Consider the following 17,495-nt stretch of genomic DNA (forward strand, 5'->3'; position numbering starts at 1 on the left):
TAAATGTCAAAAGTGAACTTGGTAAAGCGTAGTGTTGTTATCGCAACATTATTTAATACCGTATTATCAACTTCTAGTTTTGCTGAAAATAGTGTTACTGTAGACAATGTTGTTGCCCAAAACACTGTCATGAGTACAACTCAAATAAATGAAAGTAATAGCAAAACTGACTTAATGTCAAAGTTAGCAAAAATAGATTTTTTCAGTGCAAAGTTTAGTCAAAAAATATTTGATGAAAGCGGAAACGAATTACAACAGGGTAGTGGGCAGTTATCGGTGAGTAAACCCAACTTAGTTAACTGGGAAACTAAATTACCGGATGAGTCATTAATTGTTTCTGATGGCAGTAACTTATGGTTTTACGACCCTTTCGTAGAACAAGTCAGTGTTTATACGTTAGAAAGCGCTATCGCTAATACGCCCATTTTATTGATCACTAATAACGACCCAAAGCTTTGGCAAGATTATAATGTCAGTCAACTAGCTGATAACCGCTATTTAATTCAAGCAAGTAGTGACAACTCTCGTGTTAAATCGTTAGAACTAACATTTGAAAATAATGATAGTGCTGAAGAGAAAAATACTAGTGAAAAATTAATTGCTTTCAACATTCTTGATGCAACAGGGCAATTAAGTATTATTTCATTGTCAGAGCATGATAATGAAACGAATACAGATTTATTTAAGTTTACCGTACCTGAAGGTGTTTATTTAGATGACCAACGTTAATGGCTCGCTTGATTTAGCATTTGCCGAAAACGATACCTTTAAGCCTTTAGCCGCTAAACTACGGCCAAAGTCGCTTGCTGAATATGAAGGTCAAGAACATATCCTTGCTAAAGGCATGCCTTTACCTTTAGCCATTGAGCAAGGCAAAGTACACTCCATTATTTTTTGGGGTCCGCCGGGAACAGGTAAAACTACCATTGCAGAAATAATTGCCAACCATGCCAATGCCGATATTGAACGTGTCTCGGCAGTAACATCTGGCATTAAAGAAATTCGTCAAGCAATCGATAATGCCAAAGATCGGGCCATTCACCAACAGCGCAGAACAGTATTGTTTGTTGATGAGGTACATCGTTTTAATAAAAGTCAGCAAGACGCTTTCTTACCGCACATTGAAGACGGAACCATAATTTTTATCGGTGCCACCACCGAAAACCCTGCTTTTGAACTTAACCAAGCTATTTTATCGCGAGCACGAGTTTATACCTTAAAAAAACTCAGTGAAGAAAACCTAAATAATGTACTAGCAAGGGCGCTTAATTACCAAAAAGAAAATAGCAAGGTTGCAGTTGAAGTTTCTGTGGAAACCAAAAAGCAATTAATCGCACTTGCCAACGGTGACGCTAGACGTCTACTAAACCTTTTGGAAAATTGTTTAGAGATATCACCAACTATTGATAACAAACAAATCTTAAATAAAGAGCAACTAATTCAAATTGCGGGTAATAAAATTGCCCTTTATGATAAAGGTGGTGATGCCTTTTATGATTTGATCAGCGCTTTTCATAAATCGGTTCGTGGTTCAAATCCAGATGCAGCTTTGTACTGGTATGCACGTATTTTGACTGGCGGTGGTGATGCGTTATATGTTGCTCGTCGTTTATTAGCTATTGCCAGTGAAGACATTGGTAATGCTGATCCACGTGCTATGCAACTCGCTATTAATGCTTGGGATACCTTCCAACGTGTTGGCCCAAGTGAAGGAGAACGTGCTATTGCACAAGCTGCTGTTTATATGGCATTAGCGCCAAAAAGCAATGCAGTTTATAGTGCATTTAGTCAGGCCAAAGTACTGGCAAAAGCCACTAGTGATTTAGACGTACCAATTCATTTGAAAAACTCCACTAGTGCCATCACTAAAGAGCTAGGTCACGGCAGTGAATATCGCTATGCTCATGATGAAACTGGCGGGTTTGCGGCGGGTGAAAATTACTTTCCAGAAGATATTGCTAATACCGTATTGTATCAACCAACTGATCGTGGCTTAGAAAAACAACTGCGTGATAAATTGAATTACTTAAACCAATTAGACCAACAGAGTGCCAATCGTCGATATGACTAATACTATGAGCAATTTCTCACTTTATCTATTAGTTGCCCTAGGCGGAGCCGTTGGTGCTAGCTCTCGCTTTTATATTTCACAATTAATTTTAAATTGGCTCGGAAAAGGATTCCCTTTTGCGACGCTGGCGGTTAATATTTCCGGCTCCCTTATCATGGGAGCACTATATGGGCTAATTGAGCAAGGTGTAATTGAGGTCGGTGTTCACAGAACGCTTATCGGTATCGGTTTTTTAGGTGCTTTTACTACCTTTTCAACATTCTCATTAGACACCTTATTGTTAATTCAACAGGGTGATGTAATAAAAGCGTCAGTAAACATATTACTTAATGTTAGCTTGTGTATTTTCGCAGCAGCATTAGGTATGTTTATTGTATCTATTTTTAACAAGTAAATAATAAAGAAAACACGTGACATATCATGCTTGATCCAAAACTACTTAGAACAGACATAGAAAACACCGCAACTGAACTTGCTAAAAGAGGCTACACGTTAGACACCGCTCAATTGGTTGAGTTGGAAGAGCAACGTAAAGCGATTCAAATGAAAACGCAAGACTTGCAAAGTCAGCGTAACACTCGCTCTAAGTCTATAGGACAAGCAAAAGCTCGCGGTGAAGACATTCAGCCATTGCTTGCAGAAGTGAGTAAATTAGGCGACGAGTTAGAAGCAGCTAAAGAAGCGCAAAATGAAGTTTTAGCGAAAATTGAAAATATTGCCGCTGCTATTCCAAACATGATCCATGAATCAGTACCTGCTGGCGCGAGTGAAGACGACAATGTAGAAATTAAACGTTGGGGTACGCCACGTGAGTTTGATTTTGAAATTAAAGACCATGTTGATCTTGGTTTAGGTTTAGATAAAGGCATCGACTTTGAAAGTGGTGCTAAGCTAGCCGGAACACGATTTGCGGTAATGCGCGGACAAATCGCTAAACTTCACAGAGCTCTAGCGCAATTTATGCTTGACGTGCACAGTGAAGAACATGGCTACCAAGAAATGTACGTACCGTATTTAGTCAACCAAGACTCATTATACGGCACAGGTCAGTTACCAAAATTTGGTGAAGACTTATTCCATACTGATTTAAACAGTAAAAAATTCTCGTTAATTCCGACAGCAGAAGTACCACTAACTAACCTAGTGCGTGACGAAATTGTTGAAGAGCAAGAACTACCGATTAAAATGTGTGCACACACACCATGTTTTCGTAGTGAAGCCGGCTCATACGGTCGTGATATTCGCGGTCTTATTCGTCAACACCAGTTTGATAAAGTTGAAATGGTACAAATCGTTAAACCAGAAGATTCATTTAAAGCACTTGAAGACCTAACAGGTCACGCAGAAACAATTCTTGAAAAATTAGAATTGCCTTACCGTACGGTTACTTTATGTACGGGTGATATCGGTTTTAGCGCCACTAAAACTTTTGATATCGAAGTGTGGCTACCAGCACAAAACACTTACCGTGAAATTTCGTCTTGTTCAAACATGGGTGATTTCCAAGCGCGTAGAATGCAAGCAAGATATCGCAGCAGTGAAACCAATAAACCAGAATTAGTTCATACATTAAATGGTTCAGGTTTAGCAGTAGGACGTACACTTGTTGCCGTGTTAGAAAACTACCAACAAGCCAATGGTAGCGTTAACATACCAACAGTTTTACAGCCTTACATGAAAGGTTGTACTAACATCAGCTAAGCGTTCTGCGTTAATTTGATAAACAAATCCAATACTTAGGTATTGGATTTTTTTTACGATTTTTTCTAGCGTATAATCGCTTTGTCGACAACAAAAAAGCATATTAAATATACCGTTTAAAATAATCGAAGAACAACATAACGCAATTGCTAAAGTTGGTAAAAAATTAACTTGTGCCATGTAGGTATACTCGCTAAGTTTCCTTGGCGTCAATAATTCAGTGATATAACCAGGTTTCATAATTAGGGAAATATAGCCTTATGATTTAAATATATAGCGCCCAATGAGAAAGTTTTTCATTATTTCAGCGAATGAAAAAATAACTTATCAGGTCTTAATAGCTATAGCGTAATTAATTAGGAAGAGTTTCATTTTGCTACGCAGTATTTTAATACAACTAATTGTTTTCTTATTTATTTTTAATAGCGTTTCCATGTTGAGAGAAACTAGCATGCTATCGTCAAGTGGAGATGTTGTGCCCGCGAAACACCAATTGAAAACAATTATGAATAGTGACATTAGTTTAGAGGCCGATGGTAAAAAAACTATTGTCTATTTTTTTGCACCTTGGTGCCAAGTGTGCAATTTGAGCATAGATAACCTGCAAGATGTTTATCAAAAAACACCTAATGTGGAAGTTATTGCGGTTGCTTTAGATTTTGTCGATGTTGAGCAAGTGAAAGAATTTACCATGAATCATCAATTAACTTTTCCAATAGCGCTCGGAAATGAAACCGTTAAAAGTGACTATAAAGTCATGGGTTACCCAAGTTATTATGTTTTGGATGAAGAAAATACGATAATTGCACGTTCTCTCGGCTATTCTTCGGAAATAGGCTTGTATTTAAGGAGTTTTTAGACTTCTGATCTAATGCATGTTTGTGTACACTATGGCTATCGAAACAATAGTGAGCAGATAGTCTTATGCAAATTTCAGCAAATTTTGACTCAGGTAATATTGATGTCATCTCAGCACAAAACCCGGCAGATATTCAACTAGCAATTAAAAAAGATCGTAATTCAGAGTTTTATCAATGGTTCCACTTTAAACTTCACAATACAGACCATACCGAGCATATTATGCATTTAAATAATGCGGGTAAGTCAGCTTATGTAGAAGGCTGGGAAAATTACCAAGCTGTCGCTTCTTATGACCGTCAACACTGGTTCCGTGTACCGACAGAGTTTGATGGCACAAACCTAACCATCACCTTCACACCAGAGCATGATTCCACTTATTTCGCCTATTTTGCACCTTATAGCTATGAACGTCATCAAGACTTAATTCATAGCGCACAATTAGATATTGACTGTCAGCTGCAAGTTTTGGGACAAACCCTTGATGGCCGTGATATGTCAGTGTTAAAAGTCGGTGAAGAGGGCGAAGGTAAAAAAATTATCTGGATAACTGCTCGCCAACACCCAGGTGAATCAATGGCTGAATGGTTTATGGAAGGTTTTATCGACCGTTTATTAGATGAAGATGATGGTGTTGCGCGCTCTCTACTTAACAGCGCCGTATTTTATCTAGTGCCAAATATGAATCCAGACGGCTCTGCTCGTGGTCATTTACGTACCAACGCTAATGGTGCTAATTTGAATCGTGAATGGCAAACTCCATCAATGGAAAATAGCCCTGAAGTTTATCTTGTACGCGAAAAAATGCTTGCAACAGGCGTTGATATGCTACTTGATATTCATGGAGATGAAGCGCTACCATTTAACTTTGTTGCTGGCTGTGAAGGCATTCCTTCATATGACGAACGTCATAAAGCACTTGAAGAAAAGTTCAAAAATGTACTTCTTGCTATTACACCAGAATTTCAAGATGACAAAGGTTATGATAAGGATGAAGCGGGCCAAGCTAACTTGACGGTTTGTGCGAATTGGGTTGGCGAGCAATTTAAGTGCTTATCTTACACAGTAGAAATGCCCTTTAAAGATAATGACTTATTGCCTGATTATAGTGTTGGTTGGTCTGATGAACGTAGTAGCTTATTCGGGCGTGACTTCTTAACGGCTATTTATCATGTTGTTGATGATTTACGATAGAAAATAAGAATATACATTCACTGAGCGACTTTGTACTTTTTTACTAAAAGTTCAGGTTACTTGGTGAATATATGGCTTTACAACGCAAATTTAACTTTAAAAAAATAATAATTATTAGGAGTCTAGCGTGCAGGAAATTGTAAATAACATTAATGGCTATATTTGGAGCCCATATTTAATTTATCTTTGTTTAGGAACAGGTGTATTTTTTTCGATTTTAACGCGTTTTGTGCAAGTGCGTCATTTTCGTGAAATGTTCCGACTATTACTGTCAGGAAAAAGTTCAGAAAAAGGAATTTCATCATTTCAAGCATTAGCGGTTTCTCTCTCTGGGCGTGTCGGTACTGGTAATATTGCAGGTGTTGCTGCCGCTATCGGTTTTGGTGGTCCAGGCGCAGTATTTTGGATGTGGATTGTCGCATTTTTAGGCGCTGCAACGGCTTATATTGAATCAACTAATGCACAAATTTATAAAGAAGAAGAAGATGGCCAATATCGTGGTGGTCCAGCTTACTATATAGAGAAAGCATTAGGACAAAAATGGTATGCATGGACATTTGCATTAGCGACAATTCTTGCCTGTGGTGTATTATTACCAGTTGTGCAATCAAATGGCATTGGTGATGCAATGGTAAATGTATTTGGTGCTGGTGGTTCAGTTAGCTCTTTTATGGGTGACTTACCATTAACTAAAGTGTATACCGCTACATTTATCGTTTTATTACTTGGCTTCATTATATTTGGCGGCGTTAAGCGTATTGCTAACTTTACCCAAATTGTAGTGCCATTTATGGCATTAGCTTATATCATCATTGCTTGTACAATTATTGCGCTACATATTGATATGCTACCAGATGTATTTATGTTGATTATATCAGATGCTTTCACGCCGATGGCGGGTTTTGGCGCTGCAATTGGTTGGGGTGTTAAGCGTGGTGTATATTCTAACGAAGCAGGTCAAGGTACAGGTCCTCATGCTGCAGCTGCAGCTGAAGTTGACCATCCTGCGCAGCAAGGGTTAGTGCAAGCATTTTCTGTTTACATTGATACTTTATTTGTTTGTTCTGCGACCGCATTTATGATTCTGATCACCAACTCTTACAACGTAATGCCTGAAGGTTCAACTAGCATGATTGTTAGTAACTTAGCCAGTGACGTAGTTATTAATGGTCCCGCTTTTACTCAAATTGCTGTAGACAGTGTATTAACTGGCGTTGGTAAGCCATTCATTGCCGTAGCGTTATTCTTCTTTGCTTTTACAACAGTGCTAGCTTATTACTTCATTGCTGAAAATAATGTGTCCTACATTAATAGAACCATTAAGGTACCTGCTCTGAGATTTGTGCTTAAAGTGATCATTATGTCTGCGGTATTTTACGGTACCGTTGCACAGCCAAGCGCGGCATGGGGCATGGGTGATATTGGTGTTGGTTTGATGGCATGGTTGAATATTTTTGCTATTATCGCAATATTCTTTATGGCTAAGCCTGCTATTAAAGCATTGAAAGATTATGAAAGTCAGCAGAAAGCGGGTGTTGAAAACTTTACTTTTGACCCGAAAAAGCTTGGAATTGAAAAAGCTGATTTCTGGGAAGATAGAATTGAGCAGAAAAACAAAAAATAAATACCATTTACTTTAAAAAAACGCCCGCAAGGGCGTTTTTTTTAGGTAAAATAAAGCATCGAAAAAAAGGGAAATATATGGCTGTAATTAATTGCCCGGGTTGTCAGAAGAAAATATCCGATAAAGCGAAAAAATGTACGCATTGTCAGTTGGAGCTAGCGGGGCTCGATGCCGATAAATTGGCATTATTAAAAAAAGTTAGCGCGGTTGAAAAATCACAGCAGCTAATGAATCATTCTTTTATCGCCATGTTATTATTTTGTGGTGGTTTCCTTTATTTATATTGGCAAAACGCTCAACCTGGCACATGGGAATACGTTGGCTCAATTACCAGTGCAGTTGTTGGCTTTATTTTATATATTGTCACACGTGTCAGACTTCTATTAGTCAAACGTAGTCGTAAGTAATCAAATTTATTTAAAAGAGATTTTCATGGATATCATTGAGTTAGTCGACAATATGTCAGAAGAAATGTATTTACGTTTAAAATGTGCAGCTGAAACAGGCAAGTGGCCTGAAGGTACTTCAGTAGATAAAGAGCAACAATTATCTGCCGTACAAATCACGATGGCTTATCAATCTAAGCATCTAGACTCAGATCAAACGCTTTCCATTGGACCTCGTGGTGAAATGATAATTAAAACAAAAAGTGAACTACGTTCAGATTTCCCTGTAGCTAAAGATAGCAACGATATTGCTAGGTTTTCTAATCTATGATTTTTTCCAAGTTTTTAAAAAAGAAATGGCAACATAAAGACAGTGTTGTACGCGTAGAAGCTATTACCAGTAGTTTGTCGATTGACGAGCCTGAGCAACTTGAAATTATTTCACAACTTGCAATGCATGATGATAACGAAAATGTAAGACGTGCAGCGTTAATTAAACTTGGCTCTTTTCAAACTTGGTTAACACAAAGCCAAGAAAACTCGATGCCAAAAGTAAAACAATATGCCCAGAAGAAAGTTGAAGCAATCTTAACAGATCAAGACGATGTTAAAGTTTCTGAGCAAGAAAAATTAAATTACATTGCGGGCTATAACCATTACGCATTATTCGAAAACTGGTTAAAACAGACTGAGCAAGCGAATTTGATTATCGCTTTGTTTGAAAAAATTGCCACTAAACCATCAGCCATTGAAAAAACGACAACGGCAAACTTAAAGCCTCAGTTATTAATCAATTTATTTAATCAAAAGCAAAGTGTAGAAGTTCAACAGTACATTGTTAATAAAGTACATGATCTCGATACCTTAGAAAAATTGAAGAAAAAAGCTGTTAATAATGAAATTAGCAGTCAAATAGAAGGAAAAATTTCTGCACTGAAATTTGCACTTGAGCAACCAATCATTTTAAGCAAAAAAGTTAATTTGGTTTTAGCTAAGCTACAGGCATTGAAAGATCAGCGTGATTATGCCGTTTATCTTGATAAGCGTAAGAGCCTTGAAAGTGAGTGGCAAGCACTGACTGAAGATTTTTCTTGCTTGGAAATGACGGTGAGTGAAGAGTTCACCAATAAACAGCAAACTATTGCGACTAATTTATCAAAAATATTTGCTGTTAAAGCTGAGCAGTTTGCCCAAGCTGAACTTGGTCGTAGATTAGAGGAAGATAAACAGCAGTGTCGTATTCATTTTGATAAAACTTTAGCTATTGTTGATCAAACATTGTCTACCAGCATTTTTGAAAATGAAGAGGTTGACGAGCAACAGTATCAAACAGTATTTGATAAATTAACTAGCGAAATTATTGCTTCACCATTAATTCAAAGTGAGCAAAATGATTTTATTGCTAAAATTTGCCAGCAGCAACAAAAGTTACAGCGGTTACCTGAAATAGCAAAATCAGTAAGCGAAGCAACTCAGCTTATTTCAAAAGTATCTCAATTAGCATTACCGACTAATGTTGAAGAGATGAATGAACGTTTACCAACCTATCAAGAATGGCTAAAAAATTGGAAAGATGCTGAAAAGCAATCTGCGGGTACATTGCCTGATTCAATTAAGAATGCTTCAAAAGAAATTCAAAATAATTGGCGTCAAGCATTAAAACCATTGCAACAAACTCAAAAACAAGAGTTTTCAGCAACGCAAAAGAAAATTAATGATGTTAAACGTCTTATTGCTGGTGGTAAATATAATGCCGCCTTCGGTGTTTTCAAAAAAGCCAAACATCTTTTTGCATCATTGTCAGAGCAACAACAACTGCGTTTACAGCGAGAATTTGATAGCGTTAATGAAAAAATCGCTGAATTAGCGGATTGGGAACATTATATTGCCACACCTCGTAAGCAACAATTGTTGACTGAGATAAAAGCAATTGTTGAAACGCCATTGGATAATCCAAATGAACAAGCTGAAAAAGTTAAACACTATCGAAAAACTTGGAACAGTTTAGGCCATGCAGATGATGATGCAGAGAAGGGTTTAAATTACGAATTCAATCAGCTTTGTGAAACCGCTTTTGCACCATGTCGTTTATACTTTGCTGAACAAGAAAAGTTACGTGAACAACACTTAGTTTCTCGTCAATCATTGTTAACGCAGGCTAAAAAATTATCAGAGAGTTTAGTTACTTCACAAGCAAATAATCAAGAAGCGGTTGTCGATTTTAAATTATTTGATAATGAATTGAATAAACTAATCAAACTTTGGCAAAATTCGGGGCAGGTCGATCGCAATATTTTTCGAGCAATTAACACTGAATTTAATGAAGCGTTACAGCCAGTTAAATCATCTATTAGAAAATTTCACAATGACAATAAGCAATTAAAACTTTCGTTTATTAAAAATGCTGAAAAATTATTGCTTGAAGAAGATGTTTATTTAGCCGTGACACAAGTAAAGTTATTGCAATCACAATGGCGTGATACAGGTTATGCAGGTAGTAAAGTTGAAAATAAATTATGGCAAAATTTCAGAAAAATAAATGATGAAATTTTTTCTAAACGTGAACAACAAAATGCTGTAGCAAAAAATGCCAGTTCAATTAGGCTTGCTGAATTTGAACTAGCATTTGAAACACTTGAAAAAGAATTTGAACACGCAGACAACTTACCCGCACTACAAGAATTTGATCAAGCACTACAGTCGTTAAAACAAAGTGTTAAACAACAAAAACCTAAAATTACAAACTTAGAAAATCTGATCGACCAAAAAGAAAAGTTATGTACTGATAAAATTGCTAAATTAAAAGTTACGCTTGAAAAGCAACAATGGACAAATATATTTAACGTCATAGAAGAGAGTTTAGTCAGCGGTATTAGTTTTACGTCACACGAGATTTTTTCTGAGTTAACTACGTTCTGGCAAAAGAAATTACAAGAACTTGATAATAAAGATAAACCAGTTAGTCGTGATGAATTAACATTGGAATTAGAAATATTATCTGGCGTACCTTCACCGAAAGCGTTGCAACAAAAGCGCATGACGGTGCAGGTAAACCTTATGCAAGAACAAATGTCTTCTGGTAATACCATCGACCTACCGGCTAAATTTAACCAATGGCTAATGCTAGGTAAACTTGAGCAAGCAGATGTTAGTTTACTACAACGAATTAAAGCTATATTTGTCAATTAGTTATTGAATATATATTGAAAAAGCCAGCAATAAACTCAATGTTTATTGCTGGCTTTTTATATTAGTGACTAATTTTTCGCTACTACATTCATCTAAAATAGTGTTTAAAATCAATGTAAGCCCTTAATAATTAATAGTTAAACTAATTGTTAAGGAAACTATGTAAACAACTCAAAGATCATTTATCTTACAAATACACTAGTTTAGCGTCAGTTCACCACGTAAATTTTCTTGTAACAACTGACAAATCTTTGCTTGTGAATAATTTTTACTTAGCAAGTAATGTAACTTAGTTAGCGTTGCTTCTAAAGTCATATCATTACCGCTGATCACGCCAATTTTACTTAAGGCGTTACCCGTAGCATAACCTTTCATATTCACTGTGCCTTTTATACATTGGCTACAGTTTACTACCACAATACCATTTTCATTGGCTTCTTTTAAACACTCTAGCAAGTCTTTATCTTGTGGAGCATTACCTACGCCGTAACTACGAATGATTAGTGCTTTTACAGGTTGCTTGATAATGTTTTTTATTAGCTCAGTCGAAATTCCTGGGTATAAATGCACCACACCAATAGGCTGAGGCGTAATGTCCGCGAGTTTTAATGGCTCTTCATTTGCTTGTGATATTTCCCCTTGAACCAATTTAATATTAATGCCAGCTTCTAAAAGTGGTGCCATATTTGGTGAGTCAAAGGCATTGAAACCGTCAGCATAGGCTTTAATGCTGCGGTTTCCGCGAAACAATTTATTATTAAAATATAAGCCGACTTCAGCAATGGGAAAGTTGGCCGCAATGTAGAGCGAATTTAATAAGTTTTCTTGCCCGTCTGATCTTAGTTGGCTTAATGGAATTTGAGAGCCCGTAACGATCACAGGTTTAGTTAAATTCTCCAACATAAACGATAAGGCTGAACTGGTGTATGCCATGGTATCTGTGCCGTGTAATACCACAAAGCCATCATACTCTTGGTAATGTTCTTTTATATCATTTGCGATTCTTTGCCAATCAGCTGGCGACATATTTGATGAGTCAATTAATGGCTGATATTCATTAATGGTAAACTCTGGCATTTCCTGACGATGGAAATCAGGCATTTTCATAATAGCGTCTGTTAAATGCTGCTTTTGTGGAATATAGCCATCTTCACTGGGTTTCATACCAATGGTACCGCCTGTGTAGGCAATATAAATGCGTTTTCTCATCGTAAGAATCTTATGGTAAATGGCCTGAGTTACTCTTAGCTTCAAGCCTAGAAGCGTAAAATTGGATTGTAACACAAAGGGCATACTAACAAGCTAGCTAAAATATACATTTCCCTTTAAGTTTTTTAGAGGCTAAGTAACCTGAACTCGGGATAAGCAAAATGCTACAGCAGCGCTATTAAAGCCTATTTCTACGTTGTTCAAGTTACCAATAACTTGTTATTGGGCACACTCAAACGCCTTGAACTAGACGTAAATACCACTACTGTAAATTAAGTTTTGATAATGCTTTGAAATAGTTGTGTTTTTCATTCTCATTATCCCGAGTTCAGGTTAAGTAGTTGTAGATTGGTTAATTTAAGGCAAGAAAAAGCCCCGAATTATCGAGGCTTTGCTTGTTTTCATCATCCGCGAAGGAGATTAATCTAGATGATTACTCAACTTCACAGGCTAAACAAAAAGAATAAATTCCTTGAGGATCATTCAGCTCAGCTATTTGTTTCAACTCAGAAGATAATTTAGTGATCACTTTGGTCAAACTATTTTCATTGTAAACCGGCTCTGTAGAGTCACCGAATAATACGGATGCTTGTCCCAATAAGTTTTGTAAAAACTGTGCTCTGTTGCTTTTTTCTTTTTCAATTAAAAGGGTTTCAAAGTCAGTTAAGCTGGCAAGTTCTGCGGCGGCATTTACAGCGTCATCTAAATTACCTAGTTCATCAACTAAGCCAAGTTCTTTTGCTTTTTTACCAGACCAAACTCGGCCTTGGGCAATTGCATCAACTTGTGCGGTATTCATGTCGCGGTTTTCAGCAACTAGCTCAATAAAATCACGGTAACCACGTTCAATATTAAGTTGTACGATGCTTGCCATACCTGGTGTTAATTCTCTTGTTAAGCCAAAGCCTGCAATGTCAGTTGTACCAACACCATCAGTATAAATACCTAGCTTGCTTAACGTATTTTCAAAGGTCATGAAAAAGCCAAAAATACCGATAGAGCCAGTGATTGTAGTAGGCGATGCATATATCTTGTCTGCCGGCGCTGAAATCCAATAACCACCTGAAGCAGCATAGGTTCCCATAGAGGCAACTACTGGTTTACCCGCTTTTTTAAGTAATTCAACTTCTTGTCGTATTACTTCAGATGCGTATGCGCTGCCGCCAGGGCTATCAACTCGCAGTACCACGGCTTTAACATTGCTGTCTTCTCGTGCTTGACGTAAAAGAGCAGCTGTACTTCTTCCACCTATTGCACCTGGTTTCTGGTTACCATTTAAAATAGTGCCTTTGGCAACAATAATGGCTACTTTTTCAGTATTCATACTTTCAGGCACAAACTCTGGTGTTATCGTTGTTAAGTAATCATTAAATGAAACCTGGTTGTAGCTATCATCACCATCACTGCCAACGAGTTCAATAAGGTCTTTACTTATTTGCGCACGGGTTTTTAAATCGTCGACCCAGTTATTTTGCAATGCATATTCTGCAACATTACCATCAGCAGCTTTTAATTTAGCGACTAGTACATTAACGTCTTCGTCGAAGTTACTGATTGCAAATTTACGCTGAAGCGCAACATCAGTTTTATATTGCTGCCATAAATCATTCAGCCAAAGGTGGTTCGCTTCTTTAGCGGCGTCTGACATGTCATCACGTATGTATGGTTCAACAGCAGATTTATAAGTACCAACACGAAATATATGTTGGCTAATTGAAAGCTTTTCTAATGCGGACTTAAAGTAAAGCTGATAACGGCCATAGCCATCAAGTAACATCCAGCCTTTTGGATTTAACCATATTTCATCAGCATAACTTGCTAAATAATATTGGTTTTGGCTGTATTGTTCACCAATAGCAATAATTTTTTTATCATTTTCCTTAAATTCAACTAATGCTTGAGCGATATCTTTAAGTTTGGTAAGGCCAGACCCTTGCATCTTTTTAAGATCTAGCACCAACATTGAAATACGATCATCGTTCTTAGCGTGTTCAATGACGCTAAGCACATCAGATAATAAAACTTCAGGCGCTTTTTCTGGTTGGTCTAATGCTTCATTGATAAAAGCATCCATAGGATCAATTTCATATTTTTGTTCAACTATATCGCCACGTAAATTTAGTACAAGAGCTGAACCTTGCTTAACGGTAATATTTTCTTGGTCGCTAGAAATTGCAATAAATATTAATAACAGCACAGTGAAAAATACTAAATTGACAATTATTTTTCGTGACGTGTTTAACAAACTGAATAAACCTAAGGTTATTCTGGCAAACGTACCTCTATTTTCTTTCATAAAACTTCATCGTTTGGTTATTTTAGAGTTAGATAGGTATATGCTACTTAATATTCTCTTGCTAAAGTAGTGGAAAATGTAAATATTTTTGTCTGATGTATAAGGGGTATTAGTTTCATGAGAAAAATACCGCTTCAATATTTTGTTAATAGAGAGATAGATAACTGTTTTAAACAATTCATAAAAAACAGCTATTCACCTGTGATTTTTATCACTAAAAAATGTTAATGTATCCGCTATTAAGTAACTACACCCATGTCATTTGAAAATGCAAGCTTTAGAAAGCCGAAAAGGGGTAGCTCCAAGTATTGATTAAAGATAGTGGTTATTCCATTGTAGAAATCAATATCTTAATTTGAATTAAAAGGGAATTATCGTTTTATGAATGTTTTAGAGTTTTTACATACTCGTCAATCAAATCCTCATCTGCAAGGATTAGCGCCTAATGAAGAGACTATTAATAATATTCTCAAGGCTGGAATGCGTGTGCCAGACCATGCAGGACTAATTCCTTGGTATTTTACTGTGATAAAAGGTGATGGCTTAACAAAATTGAGTAAAGCATTTAAATCTGCAGTGGTAAGTGACGGTGCAGATGAGACAAAAACTGAAAAAGCTGCAAAAATGCCGTTTCGCGCTCCTTTAATTATTGTTATTAGTACCAAGTTTCAGCAACACCCTAAAGTGCCAAAACAAGAACAACTGGTTTCTGCAGGTTGTGCTGCTTATGCAATGCAAATGGCCGCGACGAGTTTAGGCCTAGGTGCGATGTGGCGTACAGGTGAAATGAGTTATCATCCATTAGTGAAAGAGCGTTTGAATATTGCTTTGCATGAAGAGATTGTAGGCTTTTTATATATAGGTGACAAAGCAAAGGAATTACCATTGAAAGTGAGTAAGTCACCGGAAGATTTTGTCACTTATTTATAAGTCAAATTGGCATTACCCACAGCTCTGTCGTGAAATTAACTATATTGTAGACATAAAAAAGCCCTCAATTGAGGGCTTTTTTTGGATTAAGTTCTACACAAAATCGGCGAACTAAAATGCAGCGTTGTTTGGTGTTCTTGGAAATGGGATCACGTCACGAACGTTTTGCATGCCTGTTGCATAAGCCACTAAACGTTCAAAACCTAAGCCAAAACCAGAATGAGGTACTGTGCCGTAACGACGTAAGTCACGATACCAGCTGTAGTCAGCCGGATCTAAATTCATTTCAGCTAAACGCTTATCTAAAACATCTAAACGTTCTTCACGTTGGCTACCACCGATGATTTCGCCAATGCCTGGTGCTAAAATATCCATTGCAGCAACAGTTTTACCGTCATCATTTAGGCGCATGTAGAAAGACTTAATATCTTTCGGGTAGTTTTGTAAAACTACTGGACCATTAAAATGTTCTTCAGCTAAATAACGTTCGTGCTCAGAGTTTAAATCTACGCCCCAAGCGACTTTGTTCTCAAACTTCTTACCACAGTTTTCTAAAATGGTGATTGCATCAGTATAATCTAAACGCACAAAGTCGTTATTAATCACTGAATTTAAACGATCAACAACAGTTTTATCTACACGTTGTTGGAAAAAAGCCATGTCGTCAGCACGTTCATCAAGTACCGCTTGGAAAACATACTTAAGCATTTCTTCTGCAAGGTCTGCAGCATCAGCTAAATCGGCAAAAGCAATTTCTGGCTCGATCATCCAAAACTCAGCTAAATGGCGAGTAGTATTTGAGTTTTCAGCACGGAATGTTGGACCAAAAGTATAAACTTTAGAAAGGGCACAACAATAAGTTTCAACATTCAATTGACCTGAAACCGTTAAGAATGTTTCTTTACCGAAAAAGTCTTGGTCGTAATCAACTTTGCCTTGATCATTTAATGGTAAGTTTTCCATATCAAGGGTACTTACGCGAAACATTTCGCCTGCGCCTTCACAATCACTACCGGTAATTAATGGTGTGCTGATCCAAAAGTAACCTTTGCTATGTAAGAAACGGTGTACTGCTTGTGCCAAAGTATTGCGAACACGTGTTACTGCGCCGCCAATATTCGTGCGCGGACGTAAATGTGCTTGTTCACGTAAAAATTCTATACTATGACGTTTAGCTGCCATAGGGTAAGTATCAGGGTCTTCAACTAAACCTAATACTTCAACTTGTTCTGCTTGAAGTTCAAACGATTGACCTTTACCAGGAGACTCAACCAAAATGCCGGTAACTTTTACCGCTGCACCCGTAGTAAGCTTTAATACATCAGTCTGATAATTATCTAAATTACTCGGAGCAATTGCTTGAATAGCATCAAAACATGAACCGTCATGTATAGCTAAAAATGAAATACCGGCTTTTGAATCGCGACGTGTTCGGATCCAACCGTGGATAGTAATTGATTCATTAACAGGATGTTTTCCTGCCAAGATATCAGTAATTGCAATGACTGACATTTACAAACCTCTTTTCTGTCAAAATGTGCTCAGTTTTTAAGGATTGATATGTTACCTTGCTTATAAGGTTTAACAAGTAAAAGTTGCTAAATCCGGTCTATATAAAAGGAAAAATTGAAAATTAGCGATAAAAGGCCGAGTAATATATGAATATACTGAAAAAAGAGCGAAGAAGTTCGACTGATATATGGACTTATACGGTGAGAACATTGGCAATTATTGGTTGGGGTTTATTCGCTTTTGCACTTATAGTGTCATATTACGCGGCGCCTGAAGCTGACTATGGCTATCTGCGGTATCGAGACATCGAAATTAGAAAATTCTGGTTAACACCTCTAACGGGTTATCTTTACATTATTTTATGGTTAAGCGCACTAAGCAGCTATTTATGTTTAATTCTAGATAAATATCGTAGTCGACGTAAAAACGATGGCAAGCATTTTAATATTTTACTACTACTTGTCATTACCATCGCTTGGATAAGTTTTGTCTTAGTACAGATATCGGTAGTTAAAGTGGACTGAT

The 17,495-nt window shown here is 37.0% G+C and carries 15 protein-coding genes; 12 read left to right on the top strand and 3 right to left on the bottom strand.

The window, feature by feature from the left end:
• Nucleotides 1-3: 3 nt before the first annotated feature.
• From lolA to B7C41_RS03150, 10 genes are all read left to right on the top strand, one after another.
• Nucleotides 4-729 carry an outer membrane lipoprotein chaperone LolA gene (lolA, locus tag B7C41_RS03100; RefSeq protein WP_085297326.1) on the top strand — a complete coding sequence of 242 codons (726 nt, stop codon included), beginning with the start codon at nucleotides 4-6 and terminating at the stop codon, nucleotides 727-729.
• Nucleotides 716-2,071 carry a replication-associated recombination protein A gene (locus B7C41_RS03105; protein WP_085297327.1) on the top strand — a complete coding sequence of 452 codons (1,356 nt, stop codon included), beginning with the start codon at nucleotides 716-718 and terminating at the stop codon, nucleotides 2,069-2,071. Before lolA ends, B7C41_RS03105 begins: the two co-directional genes overlap by 14 nt.
• Entirely contained in the window at nucleotides 2,064-2,465 is a 402-nt protein-coding gene (gene crcB, locus B7C41_RS03110; protein WP_211279480.1) for a fluoride efflux transporter CrcB, read from the top strand. Before B7C41_RS03105 ends, crcB begins: the two co-directional genes overlap by 8 nt.
• Before the next feature lie 26 nt (nucleotides 2,466-2,491).
• Nucleotides 2,492-3,772 carry a serine--tRNA ligase gene (gene serS / locus B7C41_RS03115; RefSeq protein ID WP_085297328.1) on the top strand — a complete coding sequence of 427 codons (1,281 nt, stop codon included), beginning with the start codon at nucleotides 2,492-2,494 and terminating at the stop codon, nucleotides 3,770-3,772.
• A gap of 451 nt (nucleotides 3,773-4,223) precedes the next feature.
• Nucleotides 4,224-4,631 (top strand): TlpA family protein disulfide reductase, encoded by a 408-nt coding sequence (locus tag B7C41_RS03125; protein WP_235839585.1) that lies wholly within the window; start codon nucleotides 4,224-4,226, stop codon nucleotides 4,629-4,631.
• A 65-nt stretch (nucleotides 4,632-4,696) separates the two neighbouring features.
• Nucleotides 4,697-5,824 carry a M14 family metallopeptidase gene (locus B7C41_RS03130; RefSeq protein ID WP_085297330.1) on the top strand — a complete coding sequence of 376 codons (1,128 nt, stop codon included), beginning with the start codon at nucleotides 4,697-4,699 and terminating at the stop codon, nucleotides 5,822-5,824.
• Between the two features lie 127 nt (nucleotides 5,825-5,951).
• A complete protein-coding gene (locus B7C41_RS03135; RefSeq protein ID WP_085297332.1) occupies nucleotides 5,952-7,448 on the top strand; it encodes an alanine/glycine:cation symporter family protein in 1,497 nt (498 codons plus the stop codon).
• Between the two features lie 77 nt (nucleotides 7,449-7,525).
• Nucleotides 7,526-7,855 (top strand): hypothetical protein, encoded by a 330-nt coding sequence (locus B7C41_RS03140; protein WP_085297333.1) that lies wholly within the window; start codon nucleotides 7,526-7,528, stop codon nucleotides 7,853-7,855.
• A gap of 25 nt (nucleotides 7,856-7,880) precedes the next feature.
• Nucleotides 7,881-8,165 (top strand): YeaC family protein, encoded by a 285-nt coding sequence (locus B7C41_RS03145; RefSeq protein ID WP_085297334.1) that lies wholly within the window; start codon nucleotides 7,881-7,883, stop codon nucleotides 8,163-8,165.
• The gene (locus B7C41_RS03150; protein ID WP_085297335.1) at nucleotides 8,162-11,023 is read left to right on the top strand and encodes a HEAT repeat domain-containing protein; all 2,862 of its coding nucleotides are present in this window, start codon (nucleotides 8,162-8,164) and stop codon (nucleotides 11,021-11,023) included. The genes B7C41_RS03145 and B7C41_RS03150 overlap by 4 nt, the downstream gene beginning before the upstream one ends.
• Nucleotides 11,024-11,221: 198 nt before the next feature.
• Here the strand turns inward: B7C41_RS03150 and ansA are convergent, their stop codons facing one another.
• Nucleotides 11,222-12,232, bottom strand: coding sequence for an asparaginase (gene ansA / locus B7C41_RS03155; protein ID WP_085297336.1), 1,011 nt, complete (start codon nucleotides 12,230-12,232; stop codon nucleotides 11,222-11,224).
• 433 nt (nucleotides 12,233-12,665) lie between these two features.
• Complete coding sequence (sppA, locus tag B7C41_RS03160; RefSeq protein ID WP_085297337.1) at nucleotides 12,666-14,528, bottom strand: signal peptide peptidase SppA; 1,863 nt, start codon at nucleotides 14,526-14,528, stop codon at nucleotides 12,666-12,668.
• A gap of 381 nt (nucleotides 14,529-14,909) precedes the next feature.
• Between sppA and B7C41_RS03165 the strand changes: the two genes are divergently transcribed.
• A complete protein-coding gene (locus B7C41_RS03165) occupies nucleotides 14,910-15,458 on the top strand; it encodes an NAD(P)H nitroreductase (protein WP_085297338.1) in 549 nt (182 codons plus the stop codon).
• A gap of 111 nt (nucleotides 15,459-15,569) precedes the next feature.
• Here the strand turns inward: B7C41_RS03165 and asnS are convergent, their stop codons facing one another.
• A complete protein-coding gene (asnS, locus tag B7C41_RS03170) occupies nucleotides 15,570-16,970 on the bottom strand; it encodes an asparagine--tRNA ligase (RefSeq protein ID WP_085297339.1) in 1,401 nt (466 codons plus the stop codon).
• Between the two features lie 146 nt (nucleotides 16,971-17,116).
• Here asnS and B7C41_RS03175 point away from each other — a divergent pair, with 146 nt between their 5' ends.
• The gene (locus tag B7C41_RS03175) at nucleotides 17,117-17,494 is read left to right on the top strand and encodes a hypothetical protein (RefSeq protein ID WP_085297340.1); all 378 of its coding nucleotides are present in this window, start codon (nucleotides 17,117-17,119) and stop codon (nucleotides 17,492-17,494) included.
• Nucleotide 17,495: the final 1 nt, after the last annotated feature.

The sequence above is a fragment of the Cognaticolwellia mytili genome, from assembly GCF_002104475.1.
Classification (GTDB): domain Bacteria; phylum Pseudomonadota; class Gammaproteobacteria; order Enterobacterales; family Alteromonadaceae; genus Cognaticolwellia; species Cognaticolwellia mytili.

Excerpts from the sequence above, each read along its gene's own strand:
- lolA (WP_085297326.1), top strand. The coding sequence starts at position 4 with ATGTCAAAAGTGAACTTGGTAAAGCGTAGTGTTGTTATCGCAACATTA.
- B7C41_RS03105 (WP_085297327.1), top strand. The coding sequence starts at position 716 with ATGACCAACGTTAATGGCTCGCTTGATTTAGCATTTGCCGAAAACGAT.
- crcB (WP_211279480.1), top strand. The coding sequence starts at position 2,064 with ATGACTAATACTATGAGCAATTTCTCACTTTATCTATTAGTTGCCCTA.
- serS (WP_085297328.1), top strand. The coding sequence starts at position 2,492 with ATGCTTGATCCAAAACTACTTAGAACAGACATAGAAAACACCGCAACT.
- B7C41_RS03125 (WP_235839585.1), top strand. The coding sequence starts at position 4,224 with ATGCTATCGTCAAGTGGAGATGTTGTGCCCGCGAAACACCAATTGAAA.
- B7C41_RS03130 (WP_085297330.1), top strand. The coding sequence starts at position 4,697 with ATGCAAATTTCAGCAAATTTTGACTCAGGTAATATTGATGTCATCTCA.
- B7C41_RS03140 (WP_085297333.1), top strand. The coding sequence starts at position 7,526 with ATGGCTGTAATTAATTGCCCGGGTTGTCAGAAGAAAATATCCGATAAA.
- B7C41_RS03145 (WP_085297334.1), top strand. The coding sequence starts at position 7,881 with ATGGATATCATTGAGTTAGTCGACAATATGTCAGAAGAAATGTATTTA.
- B7C41_RS03150 (WP_085297335.1), top strand. The coding sequence starts at position 8,162 with ATGATTTTTTCCAAGTTTTTAAAAAAGAAATGGCAACATAAAGACAGT.
- ansA (WP_085297336.1), bottom strand. The coding sequence starts at position 12,232 with ATGAGAAAACGCATTTATATTGCCTACACAGGCGGTACCATTGGTATG.
- sppA (WP_085297337.1), bottom strand. The coding sequence starts at position 14,528 with ATGAAAGAAAATAGAGGTACGTTTGCCAGAATAACCTTAGGTTTATTC.
- B7C41_RS03165 (WP_085297338.1), top strand. The coding sequence starts at position 14,910 with ATGAATGTTTTAGAGTTTTTACATACTCGTCAATCAAATCCTCATCTG.
- asnS (WP_085297339.1), bottom strand. The coding sequence starts at position 16,970 with ATGTCAGTCATTGCAATTACTGATATCTTGGCAGGAAAACATCCTGTT.
- B7C41_RS03175 (WP_085297340.1), top strand. The coding sequence starts at position 17,117 with ATGAATATACTGAAAAAAGAGCGAAGAAGTTCGACTGATATATGGACT.